The organism is Achromobacter ruhlandii (genome assembly GCF_902859695.1).
GTDB classification, from domain to species: Bacteria; Pseudomonadota; Gammaproteobacteria; order Burkholderiales; family Burkholderiaceae_B; genus Achromobacter; species Achromobacter ruhlandii.
In genome coordinates, this window is the sequence record NZ_CADIJL010000017.1 from 30097 (window position 1) to 56307 (window position 26211).

Here is a 26211-nt window from a genome sequence, read left to right on the forward strand (position 1 = left end):
CGCGGGCGGGGCGCGCCTGCGATTGCGGTCCGGAGCGTTCGCTCCGGACTGCCCCGTGCTCAACCTCGTGGCCGCCTGTCGGCGGCTGCCTTCGGTTTCCGCCGGGCGCATCTGACGGCGCGCCCCGCCCGCGACCACCCGCGCCGGGCTACCGGTTTCGAGGTTTCATGCGCTGCTGGACCGAGGCGGCATGGGAGGGGCTTGTGTTGCCCGCCAAAACCGGCTGCGCGGGCAGCCGGTTTTGGCATACGTGCTTCTGGGGAGTGGTAGGGGGTGCGCTGCGCGCTGGCGGTGAGTGTCGCGGGTGGCCCGGCGGCGTTCAGACGCTGCGTGGCTGCGGGTGGGCGAGTACGCGCACGGATCAGCGTTGCGGCCATACCCTTTCGTTGCCGTTACACCGGGTTGTCCAGGTCCACGAATTCCACCTTGATGCCGAAGCGCTCGGCCACGGCCTGGCCCAGGGCCTGGACGCCGTAGCGTTCGGTGGCGTGGTGGCCGGCGCCGAGGAAGGCGACGCCGGTTTCCTGCGCCAGGTGGAAGGTGGATTCGGAGGCTTCGCCGGTGATGTAGGCGGTGGCGCCGGCGTCGATGGCGTCGGCGAGCATGCCCTGGGCGCCGCCGGTGCACCAGGCGATGCGGGCGACGGGCTGGTCGGGGTTGCCGACGACCAGGGGCTGACGGCCCAGGCGTTGCTGGATGCGGGCGGCGAGCTGGCCGAGCGTGGCGAGGTCGGGGGCGGCGCCGAGCCAGACCAGGTTGTCGGGGCCACAGGTGCGCGGGGCGCCGTCGTCGCGGCGTTCGGGTTCGAGGCCGAGGACGCGGGCCAGCTGGGCGTTGTTGCCCAGGGTGGGATGGGCGTCCAGGGGCAGGTGGTAGGCGAAAAGGTTGAGGTCGTTCTTCAGCGCCAGCGCCATGCGGGTACGGCGTGTGCCGATGACGCGGCGGTCCTCGTTGCGCCACATCCAGCCGTGGTGGACCAGCACCGCGTCGGCGCCGCGTTCCACGGCGATACGCAACAGCGCTTCGCTGGCGGTGACACCGGTGATAATGTGTCCGACTTCGGATCGGCCTTCCACCTGCAGCCCGTTGGGGCAGTAGTCCTTGAAACGGGCGGCTTGCAGGGTGTCGTCCAGCCAGGCGGCCAGGACGTGGGAGTCCACTTTACTCATTGCTAGTCCTATCAGAAACATGCGCCGATATTGGCTGATCTTCGCTCAGGCCGTCACGGTCTGCCTGGCTATTCTATTCGTCGTCACCACCTTGCGGCCGGATCTGCTGCGGCTGGTCGGGCCGGACGCCGCGCCGGCGGCGACGCCGCAGGCGGTCCTGGCCCCCGCCAGGCCGCTGGCGGGGGCGGTGTCCTATGCCGATGGGGTGGCGCGCGCCGCGCCGTCGGTGGTCAACGTCTACACCACCAAGCACGTGGATGTGCCGCTGGTGCCGCTGCCGGACGATCCGATCCTGCGCCAGCTGTTCGGCCAGGTGCCGGGCGTGAGCCGGCGGCAGGCCAGCACCAGCCTGGGCTCGGGCGTGGTGGTCAATCATGATGGCTACGTGCTGACCAATTATCACGTGGTGCAAGCCGCGGATGCCATTGAGGTGGCGCTGGCGGACGGGCGCAAGGACTCGGCCAAGGTGGTGGGGGCGGACCCGGACACCGACCTGGCGGTGCTGAAACTGGCGACGCTGCGCAACCTGCCGGCGGCCACGCTGGCGCCGGACCGCGGCCTGCGGGTGGGCGATGTGGTGCTGGCCATCGGCAATCCATTCGGCGTGGGGCAGACCACCACACAGGGGATCGTGTCGGCGCTGGGCCGCAACGGGCTGGGCCTGAATACGTACGAGAACTTCATCCAGACCGATGCCGCGATCAATCCGGGCAATTCGGGCGGCGCGCTGGTGGACGCGCAGGGCAACCTGGTGGGCATCAACACGGCCATCTATTCCGAGTCGGGCGGCTCGATGGGCATCGGCTTCGCCACGCCGATCGACATCGCGCGCAAGGTAATGGACGAGATCGTCAAGACCGGCGGCGTCAAGCGCGGCTGGCTGGGGGTGGAGCCGCAGGACCTGACGCCGGAGCTGGCGCGCGCCTTCCAGATGGACCGCGAAGTCCGCGGCGTGATCATCGCCGGCGTGCTGCGCGACGGGCCCGCCGCCAAGGGCGGCCTGCGGGTTGGCGACATCGTGCAGACGGTGAATGGCAAACCGATGATGGATACTTCCGGGCTGCTGGCCGCGATCGCGCAGTTGACGCCGGGCCAGCGCGCGACGCTGGGCGTGCTGCGTGGCGGCAAGGTGACCGAGGTGACGGTGATGGTGGGAACGCGGCCGGGGCTGCCGCGCTAACGGCGCTGCCGCGCTACGGGACCGCAGGGCTTCGGGATAGCAGGGCTTCGGGATAGCAGGGCTAACGGGACTGCCGAGACGGCCCGGGACGACGTGGCCGGCATGGAGTGTCGAGCACCAGGCGCACGACCTGCAGCACGCGCTTGCGGGTGGTTTCGGGTTGGTGCCGCAGCAGCGCGCAGATTTCGGCGCAATAGGCATCGGTTCGTTCTTCTTCGCGCGGCTCGGGCATGGCGGCGGCCTGCGCCACCATGCCATCGGCCAGCCAGGGGACCTGCGTATCCAGCGCCCGCGCCAGCCGTTGCAGCGTGGCGCGGGTGGGCGCGTAGTGTTCATCGCGGGTAAGGATGCGGTGGATGCAGGACTGCGGCACGCCGGAGATGCGGGCAAGCTGGTTCTGGCTTTTGATGCCGCGCCACCGCATCAGGGTGCGCAGGCGTAGGGCGAGCGACATGGCTGCAATGTAAGTTTGCAGTCACCACCGGACAAGCGGAAACGGTCCGTTTATGCAATGACAACGGGGCCCGCAAGGGGCCCCGTCAGGATCGGCAACGAGGGTTCAGTGGCGCTCGGTCAGCGAGCCGTCGTTCACGGCTTCGTCGGCGCCGGGCTTGGGCGTGACCATGCGCGCGCAGATCAGTCCCAGCTCGTACAGCAGGCACAGCGGCACCGCCAGCATGAACTGGCTGACCACGTCGGGCGGCGTCACCACCGCGGCGATGATGAAGGCGCCGACCACCACGTAGCCGCGCGCGCTCTTGAGCTTGGACAGTTCCACCACGCCCATGCGCACCAGCAGCACCACGGCCACCGGCACCTCGAAGGTGATGCCGAACGCCATGAACATGGTCATGACGAAGCTCAGGTAGGCCTCGATGTCCGGCGCCGGCGTGATCGATTGCGGCGCGAAGGTGGCGATGAAGTGGAAGACCGTGCGGAACACCACGAAATAGCAGAACGCCATGCCCGCGATGAACAGCAGCGTGCTGGAGATGATGAGCGGCAGCGCCAGGCGCTTCTCGTGCTTGTACAGGCCGGGCGCGACGAAGGCCCAGGCCTGGTACAGCACCACCGGCAACGCGACGATGAAGGCGGCCATCATGGTGACCTTGACCGGCACCATGAAGGGCGTGATGACGCCGGTGGCGATCATGCGGGTGCCTTGCGGCAGCGAGGCCAGCATGGGCTGGGCCAGCACGTCGTAGATGGCGGACGCGCCGGGGTAGATGAACAGGATGATGAACACCGCCACCACCGCGCCGACGGCGCGCAGCAGGCGGGTGCGCAGTTCGACCAGGTGGGAGATGAAGCTTTCCTGCTGGCCGTCTTCTTGGGAGGCGTCCTGGGTCACGTTGTCGTTCCGGAGGGCGTGGCGGGCTTGTTGGCCGGCGGGGTCTCGCTGGCGGCCGGGGCGCCGGCGCCAGCCGTATTGGCGGGCACGACGTGCGGGTCGGCGGGGGCGGTGGTTTCGGCGCCGGCCGTCAGCGCGGGCTTGCCGCTGGCTTCACGGGCGACTTCGTCGAGTTCGGCGCGGAATTGCTGCACCGGCTCCTGCAAGGCGTTGTGGGTATCGTTCAGCGACTGGTGCACATCCTGTGCCGCGGTCTCCATTTCGCTCTTGAATTTGCGCAGCTCGTCCAGCTCGATCTCGCGCTGGATATCGGATTTCACGTCATTGACGTAACGCTGCGCGCGGCCCAGCAGGTGGCCGACCGTGCGGGCGACCTTGGGCAGGCGTTCGGGGCCGATGACGATCAGCGCGACGACGCCGATCACCATCAGTTCAGTGAGGCTGACATCAAACATTCGACGGCCGCTCGGGAATTGAGGCTATGAGGGCCGGCCGGTGCAGGCCGGGCCCGGGGGCGCGCAGGCGCTCAGGAGTTGGACTTTTCCTTGGCCTGCACGTCGATGGTGTCGCCGGCCACGCGTTGCTGGGCGATGGGTTCGGCCGGCTTGTCGCTGTTGGCGTCCTTCATGCCTTCCTTGAAGCCCTTGACGGCGCCGCCCAGGTCCGAGCCGATGTTGCGCAGTTTCTTGGTGCCGAAGATCAGCGCCACAATGACCAGAACGACCAGCCAATGCCAAATGCTAAAGCTACCCATGATGGTTCTCCGTATTACGCAGTGGGGGCCATGCGCCCTTTCCAGGGTCGCTGACCGCCGATGATGTGGAAATGCAGATGCGGGACTTCCTGGCCGCCTTCGACGCCAGAATTGATCATGATGCGAAACCCGCCATCAGGGCCCGGGGTGCAACCGTTTTCAGCGGCAAGCCGCGGCGCCAATGCCATCATTCTACCCAACCAACCTGCGTCCTCGGCCGTAATATCCTGCATGGATGTGACATGACGTCGAGGGATCAGCAATAAATGCACCGGCGCGGCCGGGTTGATATCGTGGAATGCAACAAAGTCCTCGTCCTCGTAGACCTTCTTGGACGGGATCTCGCCAGCGGCGATCTTGCAGAAAATACAGTTGGCGCTCATTTTTCCGGTTCCGTGTCAGTCCTGGGGACGGCTGGCCTTCTCGGCCAGGCCCGACAGCCCTTCGCGGCGGGCCAGTTCGGCCAGCACGTCGTCGGGGCGCAGGTTGAAGTGCGTCAGCGCCACCAGGCAATGAAACCACAGGTCGGCGGTTTCGCTGACGATGCGTTCGGGCACGCCGTCCTTGGCGGCCATGACCAGCTCGGTGGCTTCCTCGCCGATCTTCTTGAGGAAGGCGTCGGGGCCCTTGGACAGCAGCTTGGCCGCGTACGAGGCCTTGGGATCGCCGCCATTCTCGGGGCGGCGGGTCTCCAGCGTGTCGGCGATGCGGGCCAGGACGTCGTGGGCGGTCAGGGGCGAGTCGGTCATTTGTAGATCAGTTCGGGGTCTTTCAGCACCGGGTCCACGGTAACCCAGGCGGCCTGGTCGGTCTGCCCTTCCAGGCGGCGGTAGAAACAGCTGGCGCGGCCCGTGTGGCAGGCGATGCCGCCTTCCTGGTGCACCTTGAGCAGCACTACGTCGCCGTCGCAGTCCAGGCGCAGCTCGTGCACCTGCTGCACGTGGCCGGATTCCTCGCCCTTGCGCCACAGGCGCTGGCGCGAGCGCGACCAGTACACCGCGCGGCCGGTGGCGGCGGTCTCGGCCAGCGATTCGCGGTTCATCCAGGCCACCATCATGATCTGGCCGTTGTCGGCGTCCTGCGCGATGGCGGGGATCAGGCCGTTCTCGTCGAAGACGACGTCGGCCATCCAGCTGGGTTCGTTGCTCATCGTCATATCCTTACTTCGATGCCCTGCTCGGCCATGAAGCGCTTGCATTCCCCGACCGTGTGCTGGCCGAAGTGGAAGATGCTGGCGGCCAGCACGGCGCTGGCGCGGCCGGTGGTGACGCCGTCGGCCAGGTGCTGCAGGGTGCCGACGCCGCCCGAGGCGATGACCGGCACCGGCACGGCATCCGACACGGTGCGGGTCAGTTCCAGGTCGAAGCCGGATTTGGTGCCGTCGCGGTCCATGCTGGTCAGCAGGATCTCGCCGGCGCCGTAGGCGGCCATGCGGCGGGCCCAGGCCACGGCGTCCAGGCCGGTGGCCTTGCGGCCGCCGTGGGTGAAGACTTCCCAGCGCGGCGCTTCGCCCGCGGCCGAGACCCGGCGCGCGTCGATCGCCACCACCACGCACTGCGAGCCGTGGTAGTCGGAGGCCGCGCGCACCAGTTCCGGATTGGCCACGGCGGCGCTGTTGATGCTGATCTTGTCGGCGCCGGCGTTCAGCAGGCGCTGGATGTCGGACACCTGGCGCACGCCGCCGCCCACCGTCAGGGGGATGAAGACCTGCGAGGCGACCTGCTCGATGATGGGCAGGATCAGGTCGCGGCCATCGCTGGTGGCGGTGATGTCCAGGAAGGTGAGCTCGTCGGCGCCCTGCTCGTTGTAGCGGCGGGCGATCTCGACGGGGTCGCCGGCGTCGGCCAGGTTGACGAAGTTGACGCCCTTGACGACCCGGCCGGCGGTGACGTCAAGGCAGGGAATGATGCGGCGGGTCAGCGCGCTCTGGGCGGGCGCGCCCGCCCCGGAGGTACTGCTGGAGGTGGTCATTTGGCCAATTCGTCGGCGCGGGCCTGCGCCGCTTGGAAGTTGAGCGTGCCTTCGTAGATGCTGCGGCCCAGGATGGCGCCTTCGACGCCCTCTTCCTCGACGGCGCACAGCGCCTCGATGTCCTGGATGCCGGCGATGCCGCCCGAGGCGTACACGGGGATGCGCACGTGCTGCGCCAGGCGCACGGTGGCCTCGACGTTCACGCCCGACAGCATGCCGTCGCGGCCGATGTCGGTATAGATGATGGCTTCGCAGCCGTAGTCCTCGAACTTCTTGGCCAGGTCGAGCACGTCGTGGCGGGTCAGCTTGCTCCAGCCGTCGGTGGCGATCTTGCCGTCGCGGGCGTCCAGGCCGACGATGATCTGGCCGGGGAAGGCGCCGCAGGCGTCCTGCAGGAAGCCCGGGTTCTTGACCGCGGCGGTGCCGATGATCACGTAGGAGATGCCGGCGTCGAGGTAGCGCTCGATGGTGTCGAGGTCGCGGATGCCGCCGCCGATCTGGACGGGGATGTCGTCGCCGACGGCGTCCAGGATGGCCTTGATGGGCGCTTCGTTCTTCGGTTTGCCGGCGACGGCGCCGTTCAGGTCGACCAGGTGCAGGCGGCGGGCGCCCTGTTCGAGCCATTTGGAGGCCATGGAGGCGGGGTCTTCGGAGAACACCGTTGCATCGTCCAGGTCGCCCTGGCGCAGACGCACGCAGCGTCCGTCTTTGAGATCGATGGCGGGGATCAGCAGCATGGTGGGCAGCGGGAAAATATGGGGTTGAACGGGCTGGCGCGCGTCGGCCGGGTGGGCTTACGGCTGCCAGTCTACAAAATTGCGATACAGGCGCAAACCGTGCTCGGCGCTCTTCTCGGGGTGGAACTGCACCGCGAAAATGTTAGCTGCCGCCACCGCGCAGGTAAAGGCGACGCCATAATCGGTTTCACCAACGGTCAGGCTCGTATCGGCCGGGTCGGCGTAATAACTATGGACGAAATAGAAATGCGTGTCGTCCGGAATGCCGTCCCAGATAGGGTGAGAGCGCGTCTGGCGCACTTTGTTCCATCCCATGTGCGGGACTTTCAGGCGTTCAGGGCGGACATCGACCGGGCCGGCCGTGCCGGTGTCGGCCTCGCAGGCCGCGTCGTCGGCCGCGACCGGGTCGGCGAAGCGCGGACCGGCAAAGCGGCGCACCACGCCGGGGAACAGGCCCAGGCACGGGGTGGCGCCCTCTTCGCTGGACTCGAACAGCATCTGTTCGCCGACGCAGACGCCCAGCAGCGGCTTGGCGCGGGCGGCCTTGACGACCGCTTCGCGCAGGCCGGATTCGTTCAGGGTGCGCATGCAGTCGGCCATGGCGCCCTGGCCCGGGAACACCACGCGGTCGGCCGCGTCGATTTCATGGGGCTGGTTGCAGATGCGGATGTCCGCGTCCGGGGCGGCGTACTTGAGCGCGCGCGCGACGGAGTGGAAGTTGCCCATTCCGTAGTCGACGATGGCGATAGTGGTCACTTCGGTTTACCTGATGCGTGGCGGGAGGTCGCGCAGCTTACAGCACGCCCTTGGTCGAGGGGACGACGTCGCCCATGCGCGGGTCGACTTCGATGGCCATGCGCAGCGCGCGGCCACAGGCCTTGAAGACCGTTTCGCATTGGTGGTGGGCGTTGGTGCCGCGCAGGTTGTCGATGTGCAGGGTGATCAGCGCGTGGTTGACCAGGCCCTGGAAGAATTCGCGCGTCAGGTCGACGTCGAAGGCGCCGATGTGCGAACGGGTGAACGGGATGTGGTATTCCAGGCCGGGACGGCCGGAGAAATCGACCACCACGCGCGACAGCGCCTCGTCCAGCGGCACGTAGGCGTGGCCGTAGCGGCGCAGGCCGGCCTTGGTGCCGACCGCCTTGGCGATGGCCATGCCCAGCGTGATGCCCACGTCTTCCACCGTGTGATGCGCATCGATGTGCAGGTCGCCCTCGGCCTTGATGTCGAGGTCGATCAGGCCGTGGCGCGCGATCTGGTCCAGCATGTGGTCCAGGAAGGGCACGCCCGTGTCGATCGTCTGCTTGCCGGTGCCATCCAGGTTGATGGCCACGCGGATGCGGGTTTCGTTGGTGTTGCGGGTGATCTCTGCGGTACGCATGTCAGGACTCGATTAGGCACTCAGGATGTCTTGCAGTGCCGATAGCAAAGCGGCGTTCTCGTCCGGGGAACCTACCGAGATGCGGAGGCAGCCGGCCAGGAGCGGATGGGCGTTGGAGAAGTTTCGAACCAATATTTTGCGCTGTTTCAGGGCAAGATGCACGGCGTTGCCGTCCAGCTTGCCGGAAAAGCGGGCGAGGACGAAGTTGGCGGCGGACGGGAATACCCTGACGCCGGGCAGCGCCGCCAGGGCCGCGGCCAGCGGCTCGCGGTCGGCGCGCAGGCGGGCGGCCTGCTGGTCCAGCACCGGCTTGTGGCGCAGCACGGTCAGCAGCGCGGCCTGGGTCAGCACGTCCAGGTTGTAGGGCGGACGCACCTTGTCCAGCTCGGCGACCCAGTCGGGATGGCCGGCCAGGTAGCCGAAGCGCAGGCCCGCCAGGCCGATCTTGGACACCGTGCGCATCACCACCACGTTGGGCGCGTCCAGCAGGCGCGGCATCCAGCTGCGGTCGGTGAAGGGCTGGTAGGCCTCGTCCACCACCACCAGGCCGGGGGCGGCTGCGATGATGGCGGCCATGTCGGCGTCCGACCAGGCGCCGCCGGTGGGGTTGTTGGGCACCGCCAGGAACACCACCTTGGGCTGGTGCTCGCGGATCGCCGCCAGCATCGCCGGAAGATCCAGGGACAGATCTTCCGTGAGCGGCACGCCGACGAAGCGGGCGTGGTCGAAGCGCGCCGCCATGTCGAAATAGACGAACGACGGCCACGGCGCCAGCACCACCTCGCCCGGGTTGCAGCAGGCCTGCACCACGATGTGGATCAGCTCGTCCGAACCGTTGCCGAACAGCACGCCGGCGTCAGCCGGCACGCCGAAGGCCGCTTTCACGGCCTGGCGCAGTTCGGACAGGTCGGCGGCCGGGTAGCGGTTCAGCGGCGTATCGCGCAGCACCCGGGCCAGGTCGTCGCGCACCGCCTCGGGCAGTTCGTAGGGCGATTCCATCGCATCCAGCTTGATGCAGCCTTCGGCGTGCGCCACTGGATACGCGCTCAGTTCACGGATATCGGGCCGGATGGTGCCGGCGATGCGGCCGGCGACCTCGCTCATGGCTGGTCGATCCGGTACTGGGCGCTGGCGGCGTGGGCCTGCAGGCCTTCGCCCAGCGCCAGTTCGGCGGCGATGCGGCCGAGCGTCTGGGCGCCCTGGTGCGAAACCTGGATCAGGCTGGAGCGCTTCTGGAAGTCATAGACGCCCAGCGGCGACGAGAAACGGGCCGTGCGCGAGGTCGGCAGCACGTGGTTGGGGCCGGCGCAGTAATCGCCCAGGGCCTCCGAACTGAAACGGCCCATGAAGATGGCGCCGGCGTGGCGGATCCTGGCGGTCCAGATTTCCGGTTGCTCGGTGGAGATCTCCAGGTGTTCCGGGGCGATGTCGTTGGCGATGCGGCAGGCTTCGTCCAGGTCGCGCACCTGGATCAGCGCGCCGCGGTTGGCCAGGCTGGTGCGCAGGATGTCGGCGCGCGGCATGGTCGGCAGCAGGCGCGCGATGGCGGCCTCGACCTCGGCGATGAAGGCAGCGTCCGGGCACAGCAGGATGGACTGGGCCAGTTCATCGTGCTCGGCCTGCGAGAACAGGTCCATGGCGATCCAGTCGGCCGGCGTCTTGCCGTCGCAGATCACCAGGATTTCGCTGGGGCCGGCGATCATGTCGATGCCGACCACGCCGAACACGCGGCGCTTGGCGGCGGCCACGTAGGCGTTGCCCGGGCCGACGATCTTGTCCACGGCCGGCACGGTGGCGGTGCCGTAGGCCAGCGCGCCGACGGCCTGCGCGCCGCCGATGGCGAACACGCGGTCGACGCCGCTGATGGCGGCGGCGGCCAGCACGATCGGGTTGCGCGCGCCGTCCGGCGTGGGCGTGACCATGACCAGTTCCTGCACGCCGGCGACCTTGGCCGGGATGGCGTTCATCAGCACGGACGACGGATACGCGGCCTTGCCGCCCGGCACGTACAGGCCGACGCGGTCCAGCGGCGTGACCTGCTGGCCCAGCACCGTGCCGTCGGCTTCGGTGTAGGTCCAGGTCTCGGCGCGCTGGCGTTCGTGGTAGCGGCGCACGCGCTCGGCGGCGGCCTGCAGCGCGTCGCGCTGGGCGGCCGGCAGCGCCGCCAGGGCCGCATGCCAGTCGGCCTTGGGAATTTCCAGCGTGTCCGCGGACGCGTGCGGCATGCGGTCGAAGCGCTGGGTGTATTCCACCAGCGCGGCGTCGCCGCGGGCGCGCACGTCGGCCAGGATGCCGGCGGCGGCGCGGTCGATGGACTCGTCCTCGGTGGCCTCGAAGGCCAGCAGCTTGGACAGGGCGGATGCGAATCCGGGATCGCGGGAGTCGAGACGATTGATCAGGGCCATGGCGTTCAGGCGGGTGGCGGTCGCCGCGCGGGGGCGGCGAGCCGGTTTCAGGCGTTGCGGGAAGCGGCGCGCTCGAAGGCGTCCAGCAGCGGTTGCAGGCGTTCGCCGCGGGTCTTCAGCGCGGCCTGGTTGACGATCAGGCGCGAGGAGATCGGCATGATGTCCTCGACCGCGACCAGGTCGTTGGCGCGCAGCGTGCCGCCGGTCGACACCAGGTCCACGATGCAGTCGGCCAGGCCCACCAGCGGCGCCAGTTCCATCGAACCATACAGCTTGATGATGTCGACGTACACACCCTTGGATGCGAAGTGTTCACGGGCTGACTGCACGTACTTGGTGGCCACGCGCAGGCGCGCGCCCTGGTGCACCGCGGCTTCGTAGTCGAAGCCGTTGCGCACGGCCACGGCCAGGCGGCACTTGGCGATGTTCAGGTCGATCGGCTGGTACAGGCCGCCGGGCTGCTGCGCGGCGTGCTCGATCAGCACGTCCTTGCCGGCGATGCCGAGGTCGGCCGCGCCGTACTGCACGTAGGTCGGCACGTCGGAAGCGCGCACGATGATCAGGCGCAGGCCGGGATCGCTGGTCGGCAGGATCAGCTTGCGCGAGCTTTCCGGGTTCTCGGGCACCTCGATGCCGGCTTCCGCCAGCAGAGGCATGGTTTCTTCGAAGATGCGCCCTTTGGACAGAGCCAGGGTCAGGGGGGGGAGCGGGGCATTGCTCATGCCGATTCCTTACCGCTAGTGCGTTCAACGACGCGTTGAATATTGGCGCCCAGGGCGCGCAGCTTGACTTCCATCCGATCGTAGCCGCGATCCAGATGGTAGATGCGGTCGACCAGCGTGTCGCCATCGGCGGCCAGGCCGGCGATCACCAGGCTGGCCGAGGCCCGCAGGTCGGTGGCCATCACGGTCGCGCCCGACAGGCGGGCGATGCCGCGGACGACGGCGGTGTGGCCGTCGATGTCGATGTCCGCGCCCATGCGGCGCAGTTCCTGCACGTGCATGTAGCGGTTCTCGAAAATCGTTTCGACGATGACCGAGGTGCCCTCGGCCACGGTGTTCAGGGTCATCAGCTGGGCCTGCATGTCGGTGGCGAAGCCCGGGTATTCATGCGTCCGGAAGCCCACGGCCTTGGGGCGTTTCGACATGGCGCCGCGGATCCAGTCGGGGCCGGTCTCGATGGTCAGGCCGGCCTCGGCCAGCTTGTCGAGCGTGGCGCCGAGGATGCCGGCATCGGTGTTGCGCAGCACGATGTCGCCGCCGGCCGCGCCCACGGCGCACAGGAAGGTGCCGGCCTCGATGCGGTCGGAGATCACGCGGTGTTCCGCGCCGTGCAGGCGCTCGACGCCGTCGATCACGATGCGGTCGGTGCCGTGGCCCTGGATGCGGGCGCCCATCTTGATGAGCAGTTCGGCCAGGTCGACGACCTCGGGCTCGCGCGCGGCGTTTTCCAGCACGGTGCGGCCTTCGGCCAGCACCGCGGCCATCAGCAGATTCTCGGTGCCGGTGACGGTGACCATGTCGGTGCGGATCGAGGCGCCCTTGAGCCGTTTGGCGCGCGCCACCACGAAGCCGTGCTCGATGCTGATGTCGGCGCCCAGGGCGGCCAGGCCCTTGATGTGCTGGTCCACCGGCCGCTGGCCGATGGTGCAGCCGCCCGGCAGGCTGACGCGGGCTTCGCCGAAGCGCGCCACCAGCGGGCCCAGCACCAGGATCGAGGCGCGCATGGTCTTGACCAGGTCGTACGGCGCTTCAAGGCTGTCGACGCGGTCGGCCTGCAGGGTCACGATGCCGTCGTTGGCGCGTTCGGCGCGCACGCCCATGCGCCCCAAGAGGCGCAGCATGGTGGCGGTGTCATTCAGGTGCGGCACGTTGGCGATGGTCAGCGGGTCCGCGGTCAGCAGGCCGGCGCACAGGATCGGCAGGGCCGAGTTCTTGGCGCCGGAGATGGTGACTTCGCCGTGCAGGCGCGCACCGCCGGTAATGCGTAGCTTGTCCATGGTTACTTGCCCGCCTGGGCGTATTCGGCGGGGGTCAGGGTGCGCATCGACAAGGCGTGGATCTCGGCCTTCATGCGGTCGCCCAGCGCCGCGTAGACCAGTTGGTGGCGCTGGATCAGGCGCTTGCCTTCGAAGGCCGTGCTGACGATGACCGCGTCGAAATGCGAGCCGTCGCCCTGTACGTCAAGGTGTTCACAGGGCAGGCCGTCCGCGATGTATTGGCGGACTTGCGCGGGAGTGGGAAGCATGGACGTCAGTTCCTGAGTTTGTAGCCGCTGGCCAGGAGCCGCAGCGCATAGATCGAAAGCGCGAGGAACACCCCCGTCACCACCGCCAGGCTGCGCCAGGGGGAGACGTCCGACACCGAGAAGAATCCGTAGCGGAAACCGTCGATGGTGTAGAAGATGGGGTTCCAGTGGGACACGCCCTGCCAGAAGGCCGGGAGCGTGTGGATGGAATAGAACACGCCGGACAGGAAGGTGGCCGGCATGATGAGGAAGTTCTGGAACGCCGCCAGCTGGTCGAATTTCTCGGACCACAGGCCGGCGATCAGGCCCAGCACGCCCATGATGCCGCAGGCCAGCACCGCGAACACCAGCAGCCACAGCGGGTTGGACGGCACCAGCGAGACGAAGAACAGCGCCACCACCCACACGCACAGGCCCACGGCCAGGCCGCGCACCACGGCCGCCAGCACGTAGGCGGCGAAGATGTCGCGGTGCGACAGCGGCGGCAGCAGCATGAACACCAGGTTGCCGGTGATGCGGCTCTGGATCAGTGACGACGACGGGTTGGCGAAGGCGTTCTGCAGCATGCTCATCATCATGAGCCCGGGGATCAGGAACGCGGTGTACGGCACGCTGCCGTAGACCATGACGCGTCCTTCCAGCACGTGGGCGAACACCAGCAGGTACAGCAGCGCGGTGATGACGGGCGCGGCGATGGTCTGGAAGCTGACCTTCCAGAAGCGCAGCAATTCCTTGCGCAGCAGGGTCGGAAAGCCCGAGCCCGCGTCCAGGCGGGGCTGCACCAGCGGCTGGCTGGCATTGGCGGCGGGCTGCGTCATTGCGGAATCTCTTCGGTTTGCGGAGCGTCGTCCTGGTGCATGATGCGCACGAAGGCGTCCTCGAGGTCGACGCCGCCGACACGGGCCAGCAGCGCCTGGGTGGTGTCCAGCGCCACGATGCGGCCGCCCTTGAGCATGGCGATGCGGCCGCACAGGGCTTCCGCTTCTTCCAGGTAGTGGGTGGTCAGCATGATGGTGTGGCCGGCTTTGTTCAGGCGCGAGATGAATTCCCACAGGGTGCGGCGCAGGTCGACGTCGACGCCGGCGGTGGGTTCGTCCAGCACGATCACCGGCGGGCGGTGCACCAGCGCCTGCGCCACCAGCACGCGGCGCTTCATGCCGCCGGACAGCGCGCGCATGTTCGAGTTGGCCTTGTCGGCCAGGCCCAGGTTGAAGAGGATCTCGTCGATCCAGTCGTCGTTCTTGCGCAGGCCGAAGTAGCCCGACTGGATGCGCAGCGTCTCGCGCACGGTGAAGAACGGGTCGTAGACCAGTTCCTGGGGCACGACGCCCAGCGCCCGCCGTGCCGACTTGTAGTCGGCCACGACGTCGTAGCCACAGACGGTGGCGCGGCCGGCGGTGGCATGCGCCAGCCCGGCCAGGATGGAGATCAGGGTGGTCTTGCCGGCGCCGTTGGGGCCGAGCAGGCCGAAGAACTCGCCGTGCTCGATGTTCAGGCTGACATTGTCCAGCGCCTGGAAGCCGGCGCCAGGCGCGCGCCCGGTGAGCCTGCCCCAGCCGCTGCGGCGCGGCGAGTAGATTTTGGAGACGTTCTCAAGACTGACGGCAGACATGACGGCGGCGAGGGTGCCCGGCAAAGAGCGAATTGATCATTATATAAGCGCCCCGTTACGCGAGGCGCCGATAGCCCCGGCGGCCGTGGGGGCGTGGCGCGATGGTCTGTCCCCAAAAATGACAGGCCCGGCGGACCGCAGGGGCGCGCCGGGCCGGGACAAGCCGGACGGGATCGTTACTTGTTGCGCTGGTTCAGCGCCTGGATCAGGCCGTCGATGCCGTTCTGGTTGATCTGCTGGGCGAACTGGTTGCGGTAGTTCTCGATCAGCCAGATGCCTTCGACGTTCATGTCGTAGATCTTCCAGCCCTGGGGCGTCTTTTCCAGGCGGTAGTCGACGCCGACCGGCTGGCCGTTGGGCTGGCTGATGAGCGTGCGCACGACCGCGTCGTCGGCCTTGGGGTCGCCGCGGAACGGCAGGGCCGTAATGGTGGTGCCGGACGTGACGCGGGTCAGCGCGCCGCTGTAGGTGCGCACCAGGGTGCCGCGGAAGGCGTCGGCCAGCGCCGTCTTCTGCTGCTCGGTGGCCTGGCGCCAGTAGCGCCCGGCGGCCAGGCGCGTGGTCTTCTGGAAGTTGACGTAGGGCAGGATGTGCTCGTTCACGACCTGGTTGATGCGGGCCGTGTTGCCGGCCTTGACGGCGCCGTCGGCCTTCAGGACGTCCAGCGCCTCATTGGCGGCGGCCAGCACGAACTCGTTGGGCGTGCCGTTCGCATTGGGTTGCGCCTGCACGGCGGGCGTTGCCGCCAGTCCCAGCAGCCCGGCAAAGGCCAGGCGTTGGAGCAGGGGGAAAAAAGAAAACCGCATGGAAACTCCTTGCTGTACTGAAATCGCAATCCGACAGCTTACTTGGTTGCGGGGTTGGCGACCGGAGCGGGCGCGCCCTTGGCCTTGGCGGCGTCGTCCTCGTCGTCTTCGTAGTTGGGCAGGCTGGATTCGTCGTCCACGCGCTGGCCGGCGACCATGGCGGCGCGGCGCTGCAGGTAGGCATCGCGCACGAAGCTGTACGGATCCAGCGCGACGCGGTCGACGGTGTCGGTGGCGTTGAGCAGGCTGGCGCGGGTATCGACCACTTCCAGGCCCCACAGCGAGTTGCGCAGCGCCACGTTGTCGATGGCGCTCACGCCCATGTAGCCGTGCATGCGGCCCTGCCAGTCGCCCACCAGGCCGACGCCGTCGCGCACGCTGGCCGAACCGAAGAACGGCAGCACCAGGTACGGACCCTGGCCGAAGCCCCACACGCCCAGCGTGGTGCCGAAGTCGTTGGGGATCTTGCGCGCGCCGTTGGCCGAGGCGACGTCGAAGCAGCCGCCCACGCCCATGGTGGTGTTGAACAGGAAGCGGCCGAGCGTATTGACGAAGTCGTGGCCGCGGCCCTGCAGGAAGCTGTTGGTGCCCGACCAGAGGTCGCCGACGTTGCTGAAGATGTTGTGCACGCAGCTGCGCACCGGTTCCGGCGTGACGTAGGTGTAGGCCTGCGCCACCGGCTTGAAGACGGCGCGGTCGACGGTGTCGTTGAACTTGTAGACGCCGCGGTTGAAGCCTTCCCAGGGATCGCGCGGATCCGGGTGTTGCGGCGCGGCGCAACCCGCCATCAGCGCGCCGGCGGCGGCCACGGTGGCGATTCGGGAGAGAGCTTTCTTGTTCATGATCAGGGCATCCCTATCAACAGATTTGTATTCTTATTGCAGCGTGCGTCAAGCGTCCGATTGTTGCCGGGGGTGACGCATCCTCTTTAATTTGCCGGGGCTTTCGTTTCCGGCGCGCCAGCCGCGTTCGAGCCTTCTTTTTCCGCCGAGCCATACAGGAACTTGCTGATCAGCTGTTCCAGCACCACGGCGCTCTGGGTGTAGCGGATCTTGCCGCCGTCGGCCAGGTTGTCCTCTTCGCTGCCCGGGGTCAGGCCCAGGTACTGCTCGCCCAGCAGGCCGGACGTCAGGATCGCCGCGGACGAGTCCTTGGGGAACTGGTAGGCGGTTTCCAGGTTGATCGCGACGACGGCCTGGAAGGTCTTGTCGTCAAAGGAAATCTTGGCGATCCGGCCCACCACGACCCCGGCGCTTTTCACCGGGGCGCGCACCTTGAGGCCGCCTACGTTATCGAAATTGGCCGTCAGCGTATAGGTGGGCGCGAAAGAAAAGGTGCTCAAGTTGCCGGCGCGCAACGCCAGGAACGCCAGCGCGGCCGCGCCCAGCAAGACGAACAGGCCTACCCAGAAATCGGTTTTTTCACGAGACATGATCGATCCGTAATCAGTTTCCAAACATCAAGGCGGTCAGCAGGAAGTCCAGCCCCAGCACCGCCAGCGAACCCACCACGACCGTGCGGGTGGTGGCGCGGGCGACGCCTTCGGGCGTGGGCTTGGCCTGCCAGCCTTCGTAAAGCGCCACCAGCGTCACCGTGACACCGAACACCAGGCTCTTGATGACGCCGTTGACGACGTCGTTCCAGACATCCACGCCGCCCTGCATCTGCGACCAGAAGGCGCCGGCGTCCACGCCGATCATCAGCACCCCGACCACCCAGCCGCCCAGGATGCCCACCATGGAGAACACGGCGGCCAGGATCGGCATGGCGATGATGCCGCCCCACAGGCGCGGCACCAGCACGCGGCGCATCGGGTCGACCGCCATGACTTCCATGGCCGACAGTTGCTCGCCGGCCTTCATCAGCCCGATCTCGGCGGTCAGCGACGTGCCGGCGCGGCCGGCGAACAGCAGCGCCGTCACCACCGGCCCCAGTTCGCGCACCAGCGACAGCGCCACCAGCAGGCCGAGCGATTCCTCGGCGCCATAGCGGTTCAGCGTGTAGTAGCCCTGCAGGCCCAGCACGAAACCCACGAACATGCCGGACACGGCGATGATCAGCAGCGAGTAGTTGCCGATGAAATGGATCTGCTGCGACACCAGCCGCGGCCGCGACAGGGCGATGCCGCTGCGCGCCAGCATGGCGCCGAAGAAACGGGTGAAGTAGCCGATGCCGGCGATGCGGGTGCGCACCCAGCCGCCCAGCGCGCCGATGGCGTTGTTGGATCCGCTCATGCCTTGCGCCCTTGTTGTTGCGAAAGCCACTTCTGGAAAGCCGGCGTTTCGGGATACTGGAACGCGACCGGGCCGTCGGGTTCGCCCTTGAGGAACTGCTGCACGTACGGGTCCTGCGACGCCGACAAGCTGTCGGGCGTGCCGGCGGCCTTGAGCTGGCCCTGACCGACCAGGTAGACCTGGTCGGCGATCGCGAACGATTCGTGCACGTCGTGGGTGATCAGCACCGAGGCGCAGCCCAGGCGGTCGGCCAGGTTGCGGATCAGGCGGGCGGTGATGCCCAGCGAGATCGGATCGAGCCCGGCGAAGGGTTCATCGTACAGGATCAGTTCGGGTTCCAGCACCACCGCGCGGGCCAGCGCCACCCGGCGCGACATGCCGCCGGAGATCTCGGCCACCTTCAGGTGGGCGGCGGCGCGCAGGCCGACGGCGTCGAGCTTGTCCAGCACGCGGGCGGTGATCTCGGGTTCGGCCAGCTGGGTGTGTTCGCGCAGCGGGAAGGCGACGTTCTCGAATACGTTCAGGTCGGTGAACAGCGCGCCCTGCTGGAACAGCACGCCCATGCGCTTGCGCAGCGATTGCAGTTCGGCGGGCGTGGCGCGGGCGATGTCCTGGCCGAACGCCAGCACGGTGCCCTGCTGCGCCGTGAGCTGGCCGGTGGCGGCCCGCAGCAGCGTGGTCTTGCCCGAGCCCGAGCCGCCCATGATGGCGACCACCTGGCCCGGACGCGCTTCCATGGAAATGTCGCGCAAGACGGTGAAATCACCGTAGCCTAGCGCCACACCTTCCAGGCGCAGGGCGAATTCCGAGGTGCTGCGGGTTTGATCGGGCATGGGCAACAAAAGGGTGTTTCGGTGGCGGATGCCCCGCCGCCACGCTCATGCGGGGGCGGGGAACCGGCCGGCGCGAGCGAGGCGGGCTGCGTCGGGAAGCGCCCTGTTACTCATAAGCCGGGGACGTGAAAAGACCCGTCGTACCCGGCGGCGAGGGGCCATTGTAGCCCGATGAATTGTCACCGCAGTGGGATATGGCTGTCCGTGGAACAGTGTTTTCGCCTGGGGGAACAATCCGGGGACGCTCCGGATCCTCCCCGGGAAGGCCGGGAGTCAGCCCCGGCCGCGCGCGGCGGCGGTCTCGCGCGCCAGCCGCGCCACCAGCGCGGCCGTGCTTTCGCGCCGGGCGAGCGGCGCGCCCTGGCCGGCCCATAGCGACAGGACGGCGATGTTGCCGGCCTTGCCGCCCGCCGTGCGCATGGGGCGGGTCAGCGCGTTCTGCAACGGGTACGGCAGGATATCGTCCGATAGTTGGTCGGCGTCGCGCATGAAGGCATTCACGATGCCGCGCGCCGGCCGGCCGGAAAAGGCCCGGGTGATGCGCGATTGTTCCGGCCGGGACGCCGGCAGTGCCGCCTTGTAGGCATCGCCGATGCCGGCTTCGTCCGTGGCCAGGAAGGCCGTCCCCATTTGTGCGGCATCCGCGCCCAGGGTCAGCGCGGCGGCGATGCCGCGGCCATCCATGATGCCGCCGGAGGCGATCACCGGGATCGACACCGCGTCGGCCACCTGGGGCACCAGGGCCATGGTGCCGATCAGCGAATGCTCGAAATCGTCCAGGAAGGTGCCGCGATGTCCGCCCGCCTCGGCCCCCTGGGCCACGACGGCGTCGACGCCGTCCTGCTCCAGGGCCACGGCTTCGCGCACGGTGGTGGCGGTGCCGACCGTCAGGATGCCCAGTTCGCGGCAGCGCGCCAGCACGTCCGCCGGCAGGCGGCCGAAGGTGAAACTCAGGACCGCCGGTTTCACGCGCAGCACGGCCTCGATCTGGCCGGGCAGCGGGTCGGCCTGCGGGCCGGGCGCGACGGGCGCTGGCAGGCCCAGCTGGGCGTGGTAGCGCGCCAGCAGCGCCAGCATGCGGCTGGCGTCGCCCTGGTACGGTTGCTCGGGCACCGCCGCGAACAGGTTGATGCCGAACGCCCGGTCGGTGCGCGCGCGGATCCCGGCGGCCGCCGTCTCGATCTGCTCGGGCGTCAGGTAGGCCGCGCCCAGCGAACCCAGGACACCCGCCTTGGAGGCCTCCGACACCAGTTCCACCGTCGTCGCGCCGCCCGCCATGGGCGCCTGGATGATGGGGTGGTCAAGCTTGAGCAGATCGGAAAGGCGGGATGTCATGGGGAAACCTCCTGGTTGGCTTATTGCAGCTGGATGTTTCCAGCCTGGATGACGTGCGCCCACTTGGCCGTTTCGCTCTTGATGAACGCGCCGAATTCCTCGGGCGTGCCGCCGCCGGCCTGGCTGCCGGTGTCGGCGATGGCCTTCTGCACGTCGGGTTCCTTCAGGATGCGGTTGAACTCGGCATTGAGCTTGGCGATGATGGGCGCGGGGGTCCCGGCGGGAGCGACGATGCCCTGCCAGTTGTACGACTCGAAGCCCGGCAGGCCGGATTCGGCCATGGTCGGCACGTCCGGCAGCACCGCGAGGCGCTTGGCGGAGGTCACCGCGATCGGGTGGATCTTCTGGCCCTGGATGGCCGGCAGCGCCGAGTAGCCCATCTCGAACATCATCGAGATATGGCCGCCCATCAGGTCGGTCGCGGCCAGGCTGCCGCCTTTGTAGGGGACGTGCACGATGTCGATCTTGGCCTGCTCGCGGAACATCTCGCCGGACAGGTGATGGGCGCCGCCCACGCCGGACGAGCCGAACGACAGCTTGCCCGGCTGCTTCTTGGCCATGGCGATCAGGTCGGCCAGGGTCTTGACCGGCAGTTCGTTGTTCACGCTCAGCACCAGCGGGCTGTTCTCGATCAGGATGACCGGCGCCAGATCCTTTTGCGGGTTGTACGGCATGTCCTTCATCAGCGACGGGTTGACCGCCATCGGCGCCAGGTTGCCGGTGCCGATGGTGTAGCCGTCGGGCGCCGCCTTGGCGATCAGGTTGGTGCCGACCACGCCGCCCGCGCCCGCCTTGTTCTCGACCACGATCGGCTGGCCCAGCGATTCGCCCAGCTTGCGCGCCAGCAGGCGCACGCGGGTATCGGCAAAGCCGCCCGGGGCGTAGGGCACGATCATGGTGATGGGCTTGGCGGGCCAGTCGGCGGCCTGGGCGTGGGCGGTGCCGCTCAGGGCGGCAAAGGCGGCCAGGGCGGCGACCAGGGGGCGTAGCGATTTCATGCTGGGTGACTCCTCTTTCTCTTAATGTGATGGTTCCCGGGAACCGATCGCATTATGCCCAGCGTTGCCGCCCGTGGTGCTGATTTTCCCCAAGCGCCAGGCCGACAGCGCCAGCAATGCCGCGCCTGCCGCCAGCACTTGCGGCAGCGTGGCGCCCCAGCGCGCGGCGGCGGAGGCCAGCAGCGGCCCCACGATCTGGCCGGCGGCGAAGGCCGAGGTCATGACGGCCGCGGCGCGCGGCGCGGCATTGCCGGCCAGCCGCTGCGCCACCAGCATGCCCGATTGCGTGATGACCATGAAGGTGCCGCCCACCAGCAGCGCGGCGACGATGATCGCGGCGATGTCGTGCCACAGCGCCACCGCCAGCATGCCCAGCGCCATCAGCGCCTGCGCGCCGCGCCATACCGTCTTGTCGTCGCGGGCCTGCGCCACGCGCGGCGCCACCAGGCAGGAGAGCGCGGCGGCCAGACCGAACAGCGGCCAGGCCCAGCCGAACACCGCGGGATCGGGGATGATCTCGCGCGCCATGGCGGGCAGGAAGGTGGCGGGAATGATGTAGCCGGCGCCGAACACGCCGTAATGCAGCGCCAGGCGGCCGATGCCTGGCGACAGGCGCTCGGGCGCGGGCGCGGCGGCCAGGTGGCGGGCCGGCCCGGGGCGCTTCAGCCCGGGCCAGGCCAGGGCCGACAGCAGCAGCGCCAGCGCGCCCAGCGCGATCCAGTTTGCGTTGGCGCCAGCGCCGGCGGCCATCAACCCCAGGCAGGCCAGGCCGGTCAGCGCGATGCCCGCGCCGACGCCGGCGTAGGTGATGGCCGACACCGCTGGCGCGCGCGGGTCGCCCGGGGCGACCGCGCGCGACGCGGCCACGCAGATGAAGGCGCTGGCGCTGCCATAGCCCGCCGCCAGCCGCAGCAGGCTCCAGGCCAGGACGCCGTGGAACGCCGGCATGGCCAGCGTCAGCACGGCCACGGCCAGCAGGCTGATGGCCAGCATGGCGCGCGGATGGCGCGGCGGCCGCACCGCCGCCGCCAGCGCGCCCAGCAGGTAACCCGCGTAATTGGCCGACGCCAACCAACTGCCCTGAGCCAACGACAAGCCGGCTTCCTGCGCCATCAACGGCCAGACCGGCGTGAAGGCGAAGCGGCCGATGCCCATGGCGGCGGCCAGCGCCAGCGCGGCCGGCAAGGCCAGGCTGAGGGCGCCGCGCGGGGGCGCGGGATCGGGGTGGGCGGCTATTGACATGGCTCCCACTCTACGGCTGTACTAATATCTTGAATAGTGAATTATTCAGAACATGAGTTCTTGAAATGAGAAACTTAGACCTCGACGCGCTGCAGATCTTCAAGGCGGTGGCCGACCACGGCGGTGTGGCGCGCGCCGCGGCCCACTTGAACCGGGTGCAGTCGAATGTCTCGACCCGCCTCAAGCAGCTGGAAGCGACGCTGGAGGCGCCGCTGTTTCGCCGCCAGAACCGGCGCCTGGTGCTGTCGGAACAGGGGCGCGTGCTGCTGTCCTACGCCGACCGCATGCTGCGCCTGTCGGCCGAGGCCCAGGCGGCCGTGCGCGACGGCGCGCCGCAGGGCCTGCTGCGCATCGGCACCATGGAAAGCACGGCCGCGGCGCGCCTGCCCCCTATCCTGGCGGCGTATCACGCGGCCTGGCCGAAGGTGCGGATCGAACTGGTCACGGGCACGTCGGGCGCGTTGGCGGCCATGGTGCGCAACTACGAGATCGAGGCCGCCTTCGTGGCGCAGCCCTTCGACGCGCAGGGTCTGGCGCAGCAACCGGCTTTCGAGGAAGAACTGGCGCTGATCTCGCCGCTGGCCTGGCCCGAGATCCGTGGCCCCAAAGACGTCGGCGATCGCAGTGTCATCGCGTTCGCGGCGGGCTGCTCGTACCGCCGCATCCTGGAATCCTGGTTCGGCCAGGAAGGCGTGGCGCCGGGCAAGGTGATGGAATTCGCGTCGTACCACGCCATCGTCGCGTGCGTGGCGGCAGGCTCGGGCGTGGCGATCGTGCCGCGCTCGGTGCTGGCGCTGCTGGGCGCGGAGCCGTCGCTGCGCGTGACGCCGCTGGCTGGCAGGCATGGCCGCGCGCAGACGCGATTGATCTGGCGCGCGGATGACGAAACGCCTGCATTGCAGGCGTTGCGGCAGCTACTGGCGCAGCGGCGCCAGTAGCCGATGGGGCGTGGGTATCAGAAGCGGTAGCCGACGCCCAGCGTGGCGACCCACGGGTTGATGCGGGCGGTGCCGATGTGTTCGCCGTTGAGCTTCACCTTGGACTTGATGTCGATGTAGCGGATGTCGGCGTTCATGAACCAGCGTTCGCTGATCTTGATGTCCGCGCCCAGTTGCGCGGCCACGCCCCAGGAATCGCCCATCTTCAGGTCGGAACCCTTGAGCGCGCCTTCGGCCTTGGTGTCGAAGAACTTGGTGTAGTTGATGCCGACGCCGATGTAGGGCTGCACCATGCTGTCGGGCAGGATGTGCCATTGCAGGCTGAGGGTCGGCGGCAATTGCTTGCTGGAGCCGATCTTGCCCAGGCCGCTGCCGCGCACGTCGTGCTGGAACGGCCAGGCGCCCAGCAGTTCGATGCCGATGTTGCGCGTGGCCATGTAGGCCAGCGTGAAGCTGGGGCGCACGTTGTTGTTGGCGTCGAGCTTGACGGTGCCATCGAGCACCGTGCCGTTGTTGGACGCGGGGCGTACCTGGGTCGCGCCGACCCGGAACAGGATGTCGCCGGCTTCGTGGGCATGGGCGGGGGCGGCAAGCATCAGGGGGGCGCCGCAGGCAGTGGCCAGGGCAAGGGCGCGCAGGCGCCGAGACATCGCGAACATTTTCCTCTCTCCGTGTATTGCATGAATGCAGGCATTCAGGTTCGCAGAGGCGGGAAAAGCGGGCCTTGACGTGTATCAAGCGGCAACGCGGCGCGTGGTAGCGGCGCCACAACTACGTACGAATCGGACTCAACGCAAGTTGTCGGTGCCGCGCGGCACGGCATAGGCGTGGCGGAAATAATCGCGCACCGCGCGCATCGGGCCGGTGATGTCCGCGCCCTTGCGCCACGCCAGCCCCACGTTCATCGGCGGGATCGGGTCCTTCAACTGGATGGTCTCGATGCGCCGGCCTTCCAGCGACCACGGCCGATAGACCATGTCCGACAGCACCGCCACGCCGCCGCCGTTGGCCACCATGCTGCGCACCGCTTCCACCGACGAAGTGCGCAGGCGCACGTCGGGGCGGAACGGCGTCTCGCTCCAGTACCGCAGCGCGGTGTGCGCGGCCTCGTCGACGGTCAGCATGATGAACGGTTCATGCGCCACGTCTTCCAGCGTGACGGTGTCGCGCGCCAGCAGCGGATGGCGCGCCGGCACCCACAGCCGCCGCGGCGAACCGAAGAAGTGCTCGACCGCCAGTTCCGGGTTCACCACGTTCGAGGTCAGCAGCACCGCCATGTCGTAGCGGTGCGCGATCAGGCCTTCCTCGATGGCGTTGCGGTTGAGCTCGTGCAGCTGGATGTCCAGGTTGGGATAGAGCTGCGACAGGCGCTGCAGGTGGTACGGCAGGAAGTAGCCGATCACGGTATAGGACGCCGCCAGCAGCAGGCGCCCGCTCTCGCGCCCGTCGGCGCTGGGCATGCGCAGCGCCTCGTCGACCGACGACAGGATGTTGTAGGCGTGGTTGAGGAAGCCGCGCCCGGTCTCGGTCAGCGCCACGCCGCTGGCGCTGCGCTGGAACAGCGGCGAGCCCACGATCTCTTCCAGTTCGCGGATGGCGGTGGTGACGGCGGATTGTGAGATGGCCAGCTGGATCGCCGCCTGCGAGATCTGCCCGAGTTCGGCGGCCGCGACGAAATATTTGAGCTGCCGGAGGGTAAGCGACATGGCGGCAATATCTGATTAATAGATAGTCAGCCACCAGAATATCTGTTTATCCGCGCCATGGGGGTGCGCCGAATCTCAGGGAAATCCCTGAAATTTCATAGGAATCCGGTAATCGCCCTGATTTGGTGCGCAACGCGGGGCATCAAAAATTCAGATAACCATTGATCCGAAAAAAGAACTTTTTATCCCCCGGGCGCTTCGCTACTGTGCAGGCATTGCGCGGGCCACCGGCCCGCAAACGGAAGGAGATCCTGTTTCATGAGCAAGGCGACGATAGACCTGAACTCCGATATGGGCGAGGGCTTTGGTTCCTGGAAGATCGGCGATGACGTGGACGACGCCATCATGCCGCTGATCAGCTCGGCCAACATCGCCACCGGCTTTCACGCCGGCGATCCCAACATCATGAACCGCACCGTGGTGATGGCGCGCGAGCATGGCATCGGCATCGGCGCGCATCCCGGCTTTCGCGACCTGGTCGGCTTCGGCCGCCGCGACCTGAACGAGAACGCCGAGGGCCTGGTCAACGACATCGTCTACCAGGTCGGCGCGCTGCGCGAATTCGCCCGCCTCTATGGCCTGCGGTTGCAGCACGTCAAGCCGCATGGCGCGCTCTACATGCGCGCCGCGCGCGATGAAACCCTGTCGCGCCGCCTGGTGCAGACGCTGCGCGACCTGGAGCCCACGCTGATGCTGTATTGCATGGAGAACTCGCTGACCTGCAAGGTGGCGCGCGAGCTGGGCCTGCCGGTGGTGCGCGAGTTCTACGCGGACCGCGACTACGACGCCAGCGGCTCGATCGTGTTCACGCGCTACACCCAGGCGCTCGATCCGGAGCAGGTGGCCGACAAGGTGCTGCGCGCGTGCACCGACGGCAAGGTGCGCACCGTGGATGGCCGCGACATTCCGATCGGCTTCGACTCCGTCTGCATCCACAGCGACACCCCCGGCGCGCTGGCGCTGGTGCAGGCCACCCGCGCCCGCCTGGAGGCGCACGGCATCCGCATCGCGCCGCCGCGGCTGTCCTGATCCGTCCATCATTCCCATACATTCCAAGGAGAAAACCCATGTCGCAGCAAGAAATCCAGAGCCCCCTGCCCGGCACCTTCTATCGCCGTCCCAGTCCCGACGCCGCGCCGTTCGTCGAGGTGGGCGCCGCCATCCAGCCCGGCGACGTGGTCGGCATCGTCGAAGTGATGAAGCAGTTCAACCAGATCGAGGCCGAGATCGGCGGCGTGGTCGCCGAGATCCTGGTGGCCGACGGCGACCCGGTCGAACCCGGCCAGGCGCTGCTGCGGATCGAGGGCTGAGG

Annotated in this window: 33 protein-coding genes; 4 read left to right on the plus strand and 29 right to left on the minus strand. The window is 68.2% G+C overall.

Annotated features, from left to right (window positions below):
• Positions 1 to 392 precede the first annotated feature (392 nt).
• Positions 393 to 1169, minus strand: coding sequence for a Nif3-like dinuclear metal center hexameric protein (locus HV742_RS19775; RefSeq protein ID WP_049070551.1), 777 nt, complete (start codon positions 1167 to 1169; stop codon positions 393 to 395).
• Positions 1170 to 1188: 19 nt separating this feature from the next.
• Between HV742_RS19775 and HV742_RS19780 the strand changes: the two genes are divergently transcribed.
• A complete protein-coding gene (locus HV742_RS19780; RefSeq protein WP_175146204.1) occupies positions 1189 to 2349 on the plus strand; it encodes a trypsin-like peptidase domain-containing protein in 1161 nt (386 codons plus the stop codon).
• A gap of 61 nt (positions 2350 to 2410) precedes the next feature.
• On the opposite strand, the gene HV742_RS19785 is transcribed toward HV742_RS19780, so the two are convergent.
• From HV742_RS19785 to HV742_RS19910, 26 genes are all read right to left on the minus strand, one after another.
• Positions 2411 to 2803 carry a helix-turn-helix domain-containing protein gene (locus tag HV742_RS19785; protein ID WP_054418384.1) on the minus strand — a complete coding sequence of 131 codons (393 nt, stop codon included), beginning with the start codon at positions 2801 to 2803 and terminating at the stop codon, positions 2411 to 2413.
• A gap of 105 nt (positions 2804 to 2908) precedes the next feature.
• The gene (tatC, locus tag HV742_RS19790; protein WP_049070557.1) at positions 2909 to 3700 is read right to left on the minus strand and encodes a twin-arginine translocase subunit TatC; all 792 of its coding nucleotides are present in this window, start codon (positions 3698 to 3700) and stop codon (positions 2909 to 2911) included.
• Positions 3697 to 4155, minus strand: coding sequence for a Sec-independent protein translocase protein TatB (gene tatB / locus HV742_RS19795; RefSeq protein WP_175146205.1), 459 nt, complete (start codon positions 4153 to 4155; stop codon positions 3697 to 3699). Before tatB ends, tatC begins: the two co-directional genes overlap by 4 nt.
• Positions 4156 to 4226: 71 nt before the next feature.
• The gene (gene tatA / locus HV742_RS19800; protein WP_049070561.1) at positions 4227 to 4454 is read right to left on the minus strand and encodes a Sec-independent protein translocase subunit TatA; all 228 of its coding nucleotides are present in this window, start codon (positions 4452 to 4454) and stop codon (positions 4227 to 4229) included.
• A 14-nt stretch (positions 4455 to 4468) separates the two neighbouring features.
• Positions 4469 to 4837, minus strand: coding sequence for a histidine triad nucleotide-binding protein (locus tag HV742_RS19805; protein ID WP_049070563.1), 369 nt, complete (start codon positions 4835 to 4837; stop codon positions 4469 to 4471).
• A 15-nt stretch (positions 4838 to 4852) separates the two neighbouring features.
• Positions 4853 to 5203 (minus strand): phosphoribosyl-ATP diphosphatase, encoded by a 351-nt coding sequence (locus tag HV742_RS19810; RefSeq protein WP_006392326.1) that lies wholly within the window; start codon positions 5201 to 5203, stop codon positions 4853 to 4855.
• Positions 5200 to 5604, minus strand: coding sequence for a phosphoribosyl-AMP cyclohydrolase (gene hisI, locus HV742_RS19815; RefSeq protein ID WP_025139940.1), 405 nt, complete (start codon positions 5602 to 5604; stop codon positions 5200 to 5202). The genes HV742_RS19810 and hisI overlap by 4 nt, the downstream gene beginning before the upstream one ends.
• Before the next feature lie 2 nt (positions 5605 to 5606).
• Entirely contained in the window at positions 5607 to 6425 is an 819-nt protein-coding gene (hisF, locus tag HV742_RS19820) for an imidazole glycerol phosphate synthase subunit HisF (RefSeq protein ID WP_006388053.1), read from the minus strand.
• Positions 6422 to 7162, minus strand: coding sequence for a 1-(5-phosphoribosyl)-5-[(5-phosphoribosylamino)methylideneamino]imidazole-4-carboxamide isomerase (gene hisA / locus HV742_RS19825; RefSeq protein ID WP_049070564.1), 741 nt, complete (start codon positions 7160 to 7162; stop codon positions 6422 to 6424). Before hisA ends, hisF begins: the two co-directional genes overlap by 4 nt.
• Positions 7163 to 7219: 57 nt before the next feature.
• The gene (gene hisH / locus HV742_RS19830; protein WP_020925619.1) at positions 7220 to 7918 is read right to left on the minus strand and encodes an imidazole glycerol phosphate synthase subunit HisH; all 699 of its coding nucleotides are present in this window, start codon (positions 7916 to 7918) and stop codon (positions 7220 to 7222) included.
• 37 nt (positions 7919 to 7955) lie between these two features.
• Positions 7956 to 8543 carry an imidazoleglycerol-phosphate dehydratase HisB gene (hisB, locus tag HV742_RS19835; RefSeq protein WP_006388056.1) on the minus strand — a complete coding sequence of 196 codons (588 nt, stop codon included), beginning with the start codon at positions 8541 to 8543 and terminating at the stop codon, positions 7956 to 7958.
• A 12-nt stretch (positions 8544 to 8555) separates the two neighbouring features.
• On the minus strand, positions 8556 to 9647 hold the full coding sequence (gene hisC, locus HV742_RS19840) for a histidinol-phosphate transaminase (protein ID WP_063584839.1): 1092 nt from the start codon (positions 9645 to 9647) through the stop codon (positions 8556 to 8558).
• A complete protein-coding gene (gene hisD, locus HV742_RS19845) occupies positions 9644 to 10948 on the minus strand; it encodes a histidinol dehydrogenase (protein WP_020925617.1) in 1305 nt (434 codons plus the stop codon). Before hisD ends, hisC begins: the two co-directional genes overlap by 4 nt.
• A gap of 47 nt (positions 10949 to 10995) precedes the next feature.
• Positions 10996 to 11670, minus strand: coding sequence for an ATP phosphoribosyltransferase (gene hisG, locus HV742_RS19850; RefSeq protein ID WP_054418392.1), 675 nt, complete (start codon positions 11668 to 11670; stop codon positions 10996 to 10998).
• Positions 11667 to 12947: a UDP-N-acetylglucosamine 1-carboxyvinyltransferase gene (murA, locus tag HV742_RS19855; RefSeq protein WP_054418394.1), complete on the minus strand. Its 1281-nt coding sequence runs from the start codon at positions 12945 to 12947 to the stop codon at positions 11667 to 11669. The genes hisG and murA overlap by 4 nt, the downstream gene beginning before the upstream one ends.
• 2 nt (positions 12948 to 12949) lie before the next feature.
• Entirely contained in the window at positions 12950 to 13195 is a 246-nt protein-coding gene (locus HV742_RS19860; RefSeq protein WP_049070574.1) for a BolA family protein, read from the minus strand.
• 5 nt (positions 13196 to 13200) lie between these two features.
• Positions 13201 to 14013 (minus strand): ABC transporter permease, encoded by an 813-nt coding sequence (locus tag HV742_RS19865; RefSeq protein ID WP_006388063.1) that lies wholly within the window; start codon positions 14011 to 14013, stop codon positions 13201 to 13203.
• A complete protein-coding gene (locus HV742_RS19870) occupies positions 14010 to 14807 on the minus strand; it encodes an ABC transporter ATP-binding protein (RefSeq protein ID WP_059272880.1) in 798 nt (265 codons plus the stop codon). Before HV742_RS19870 ends, HV742_RS19865 begins: the two co-directional genes overlap by 4 nt.
• Before the next feature lie 176 nt (positions 14808 to 14983).
• Positions 14984 to 15613: an MlaC/ttg2D family ABC transporter substrate-binding protein gene (locus HV742_RS19875; RefSeq protein ID WP_049070577.1), complete on the minus strand. Its 630-nt coding sequence runs from the start codon at positions 15611 to 15613 to the stop codon at positions 14984 to 14986.
• A gap of 38 nt (positions 15614 to 15651) precedes the next feature.
• Complete coding sequence (locus tag HV742_RS19880) at positions 15652 to 16455, minus strand: MlaA family lipoprotein (protein WP_049070579.1); 804 nt, start codon at positions 16453 to 16455, stop codon at positions 15652 to 15654.
• Positions 16456 to 16541: 86 nt separating this feature from the next.
• Complete coding sequence (gene mlaD / locus HV742_RS19885; protein WP_049070581.1) at positions 16542 to 17045, minus strand: outer membrane lipid asymmetry maintenance protein MlaD; 504 nt, start codon at positions 17043 to 17045, stop codon at positions 16542 to 16544.
• 13 nt (positions 17046 to 17058) lie between these two features.
• Positions 17059 to 17847: a lipid asymmetry maintenance ABC transporter permease subunit MlaE gene (gene mlaE, locus HV742_RS19890; protein ID WP_020925611.1), complete on the minus strand. Its 789-nt coding sequence runs from the start codon at positions 17845 to 17847 to the stop codon at positions 17059 to 17061.
• Positions 17844 to 18680, minus strand: a complete 837-nt coding sequence (locus HV742_RS19895) for an ABC transporter ATP-binding protein (RefSeq protein ID WP_049070585.1) — start codon at positions 18678 to 18680, stop codon at positions 17844 to 17846. The genes mlaE and HV742_RS19895 overlap by 4 nt, the downstream gene beginning before the upstream one ends.
• A gap of 273 nt (positions 18681 to 18953) precedes the next feature.
• Positions 18954 to 20015 carry an NAD(P)H-dependent flavin oxidoreductase gene (locus HV742_RS19900; protein ID WP_049070588.1) on the minus strand — a complete coding sequence of 354 codons (1062 nt, stop codon included), beginning with the start codon at positions 20013 to 20015 and terminating at the stop codon, positions 18954 to 18956.
• A gap of 20 nt (positions 20016 to 20035) precedes the next feature.
• The gene (locus tag HV742_RS19905) at positions 20036 to 21013 is read right to left on the minus strand and encodes a Bug family tripartite tricarboxylate transporter substrate binding protein (protein WP_059268905.1); all 978 of its coding nucleotides are present in this window, start codon (positions 21011 to 21013) and stop codon (positions 20036 to 20038) included.
• Positions 21014 to 21034: 21 nt separating this feature from the next.
• Positions 21035 to 22255: a YbfB/YjiJ family MFS transporter gene (locus tag HV742_RS19910; protein WP_175146206.1), complete on the minus strand. Its 1221-nt coding sequence runs from the start codon at positions 22253 to 22255 to the stop codon at positions 21035 to 21037.
• Between the two features lie 65 nt (positions 22256 to 22320).
• Here HV742_RS19910 and HV742_RS19915 point away from each other — a divergent pair, with 65 nt between their 5' ends.
• Positions 22321 to 23193 carry a LysR family transcriptional regulator gene (locus HV742_RS19915; RefSeq protein WP_059268909.1) on the plus strand — a complete coding sequence of 291 codons (873 nt, stop codon included), beginning with the start codon at positions 22321 to 22323 and terminating at the stop codon, positions 23191 to 23193.
• Positions 23194 to 23210: 17 nt separating this feature from the next.
• Here the strand turns inward: HV742_RS19915 and HV742_RS19920 are convergent, their stop codons facing one another.
• On the minus strand, positions 23211 to 23852 hold the full coding sequence (locus tag HV742_RS19920) for an OmpW/AlkL family protein (protein WP_049070597.1): 642 nt from the start codon (positions 23850 to 23852) through the stop codon (positions 23211 to 23213).
• 129 nt (positions 23853 to 23981) lie between these two features.
• Entirely contained in the window at positions 23982 to 24899 is a 918-nt protein-coding gene (locus HV742_RS19925) for a LysR family transcriptional regulator (protein WP_049070599.1), read from the minus strand.
• 258 nt (positions 24900 to 25157) lie between these two features.
• On the opposite strand from HV742_RS19925, the gene HV742_RS19930 reads away from it, so the two are divergent.
• Together HV742_RS19930 and HV742_RS19935 are read left to right on the plus strand one after the other, a co-directional pair.
• Complete coding sequence (locus HV742_RS19930) at positions 25158 to 25928, plus strand: 5-oxoprolinase subunit PxpA (protein ID WP_049070601.1); 771 nt, start codon at positions 25158 to 25160, stop codon at positions 25926 to 25928.
• Between the two features lie 38 nt (positions 25929 to 25966).
• Positions 25967 to 26209 (plus strand): acetyl-CoA carboxylase, encoded by a 243-nt coding sequence (locus HV742_RS19935; RefSeq protein WP_049070603.1) that lies wholly within the window; start codon positions 25967 to 25969, stop codon positions 26207 to 26209.
• Positions 26210 to 26211: the final 2 nt, after the last annotated feature.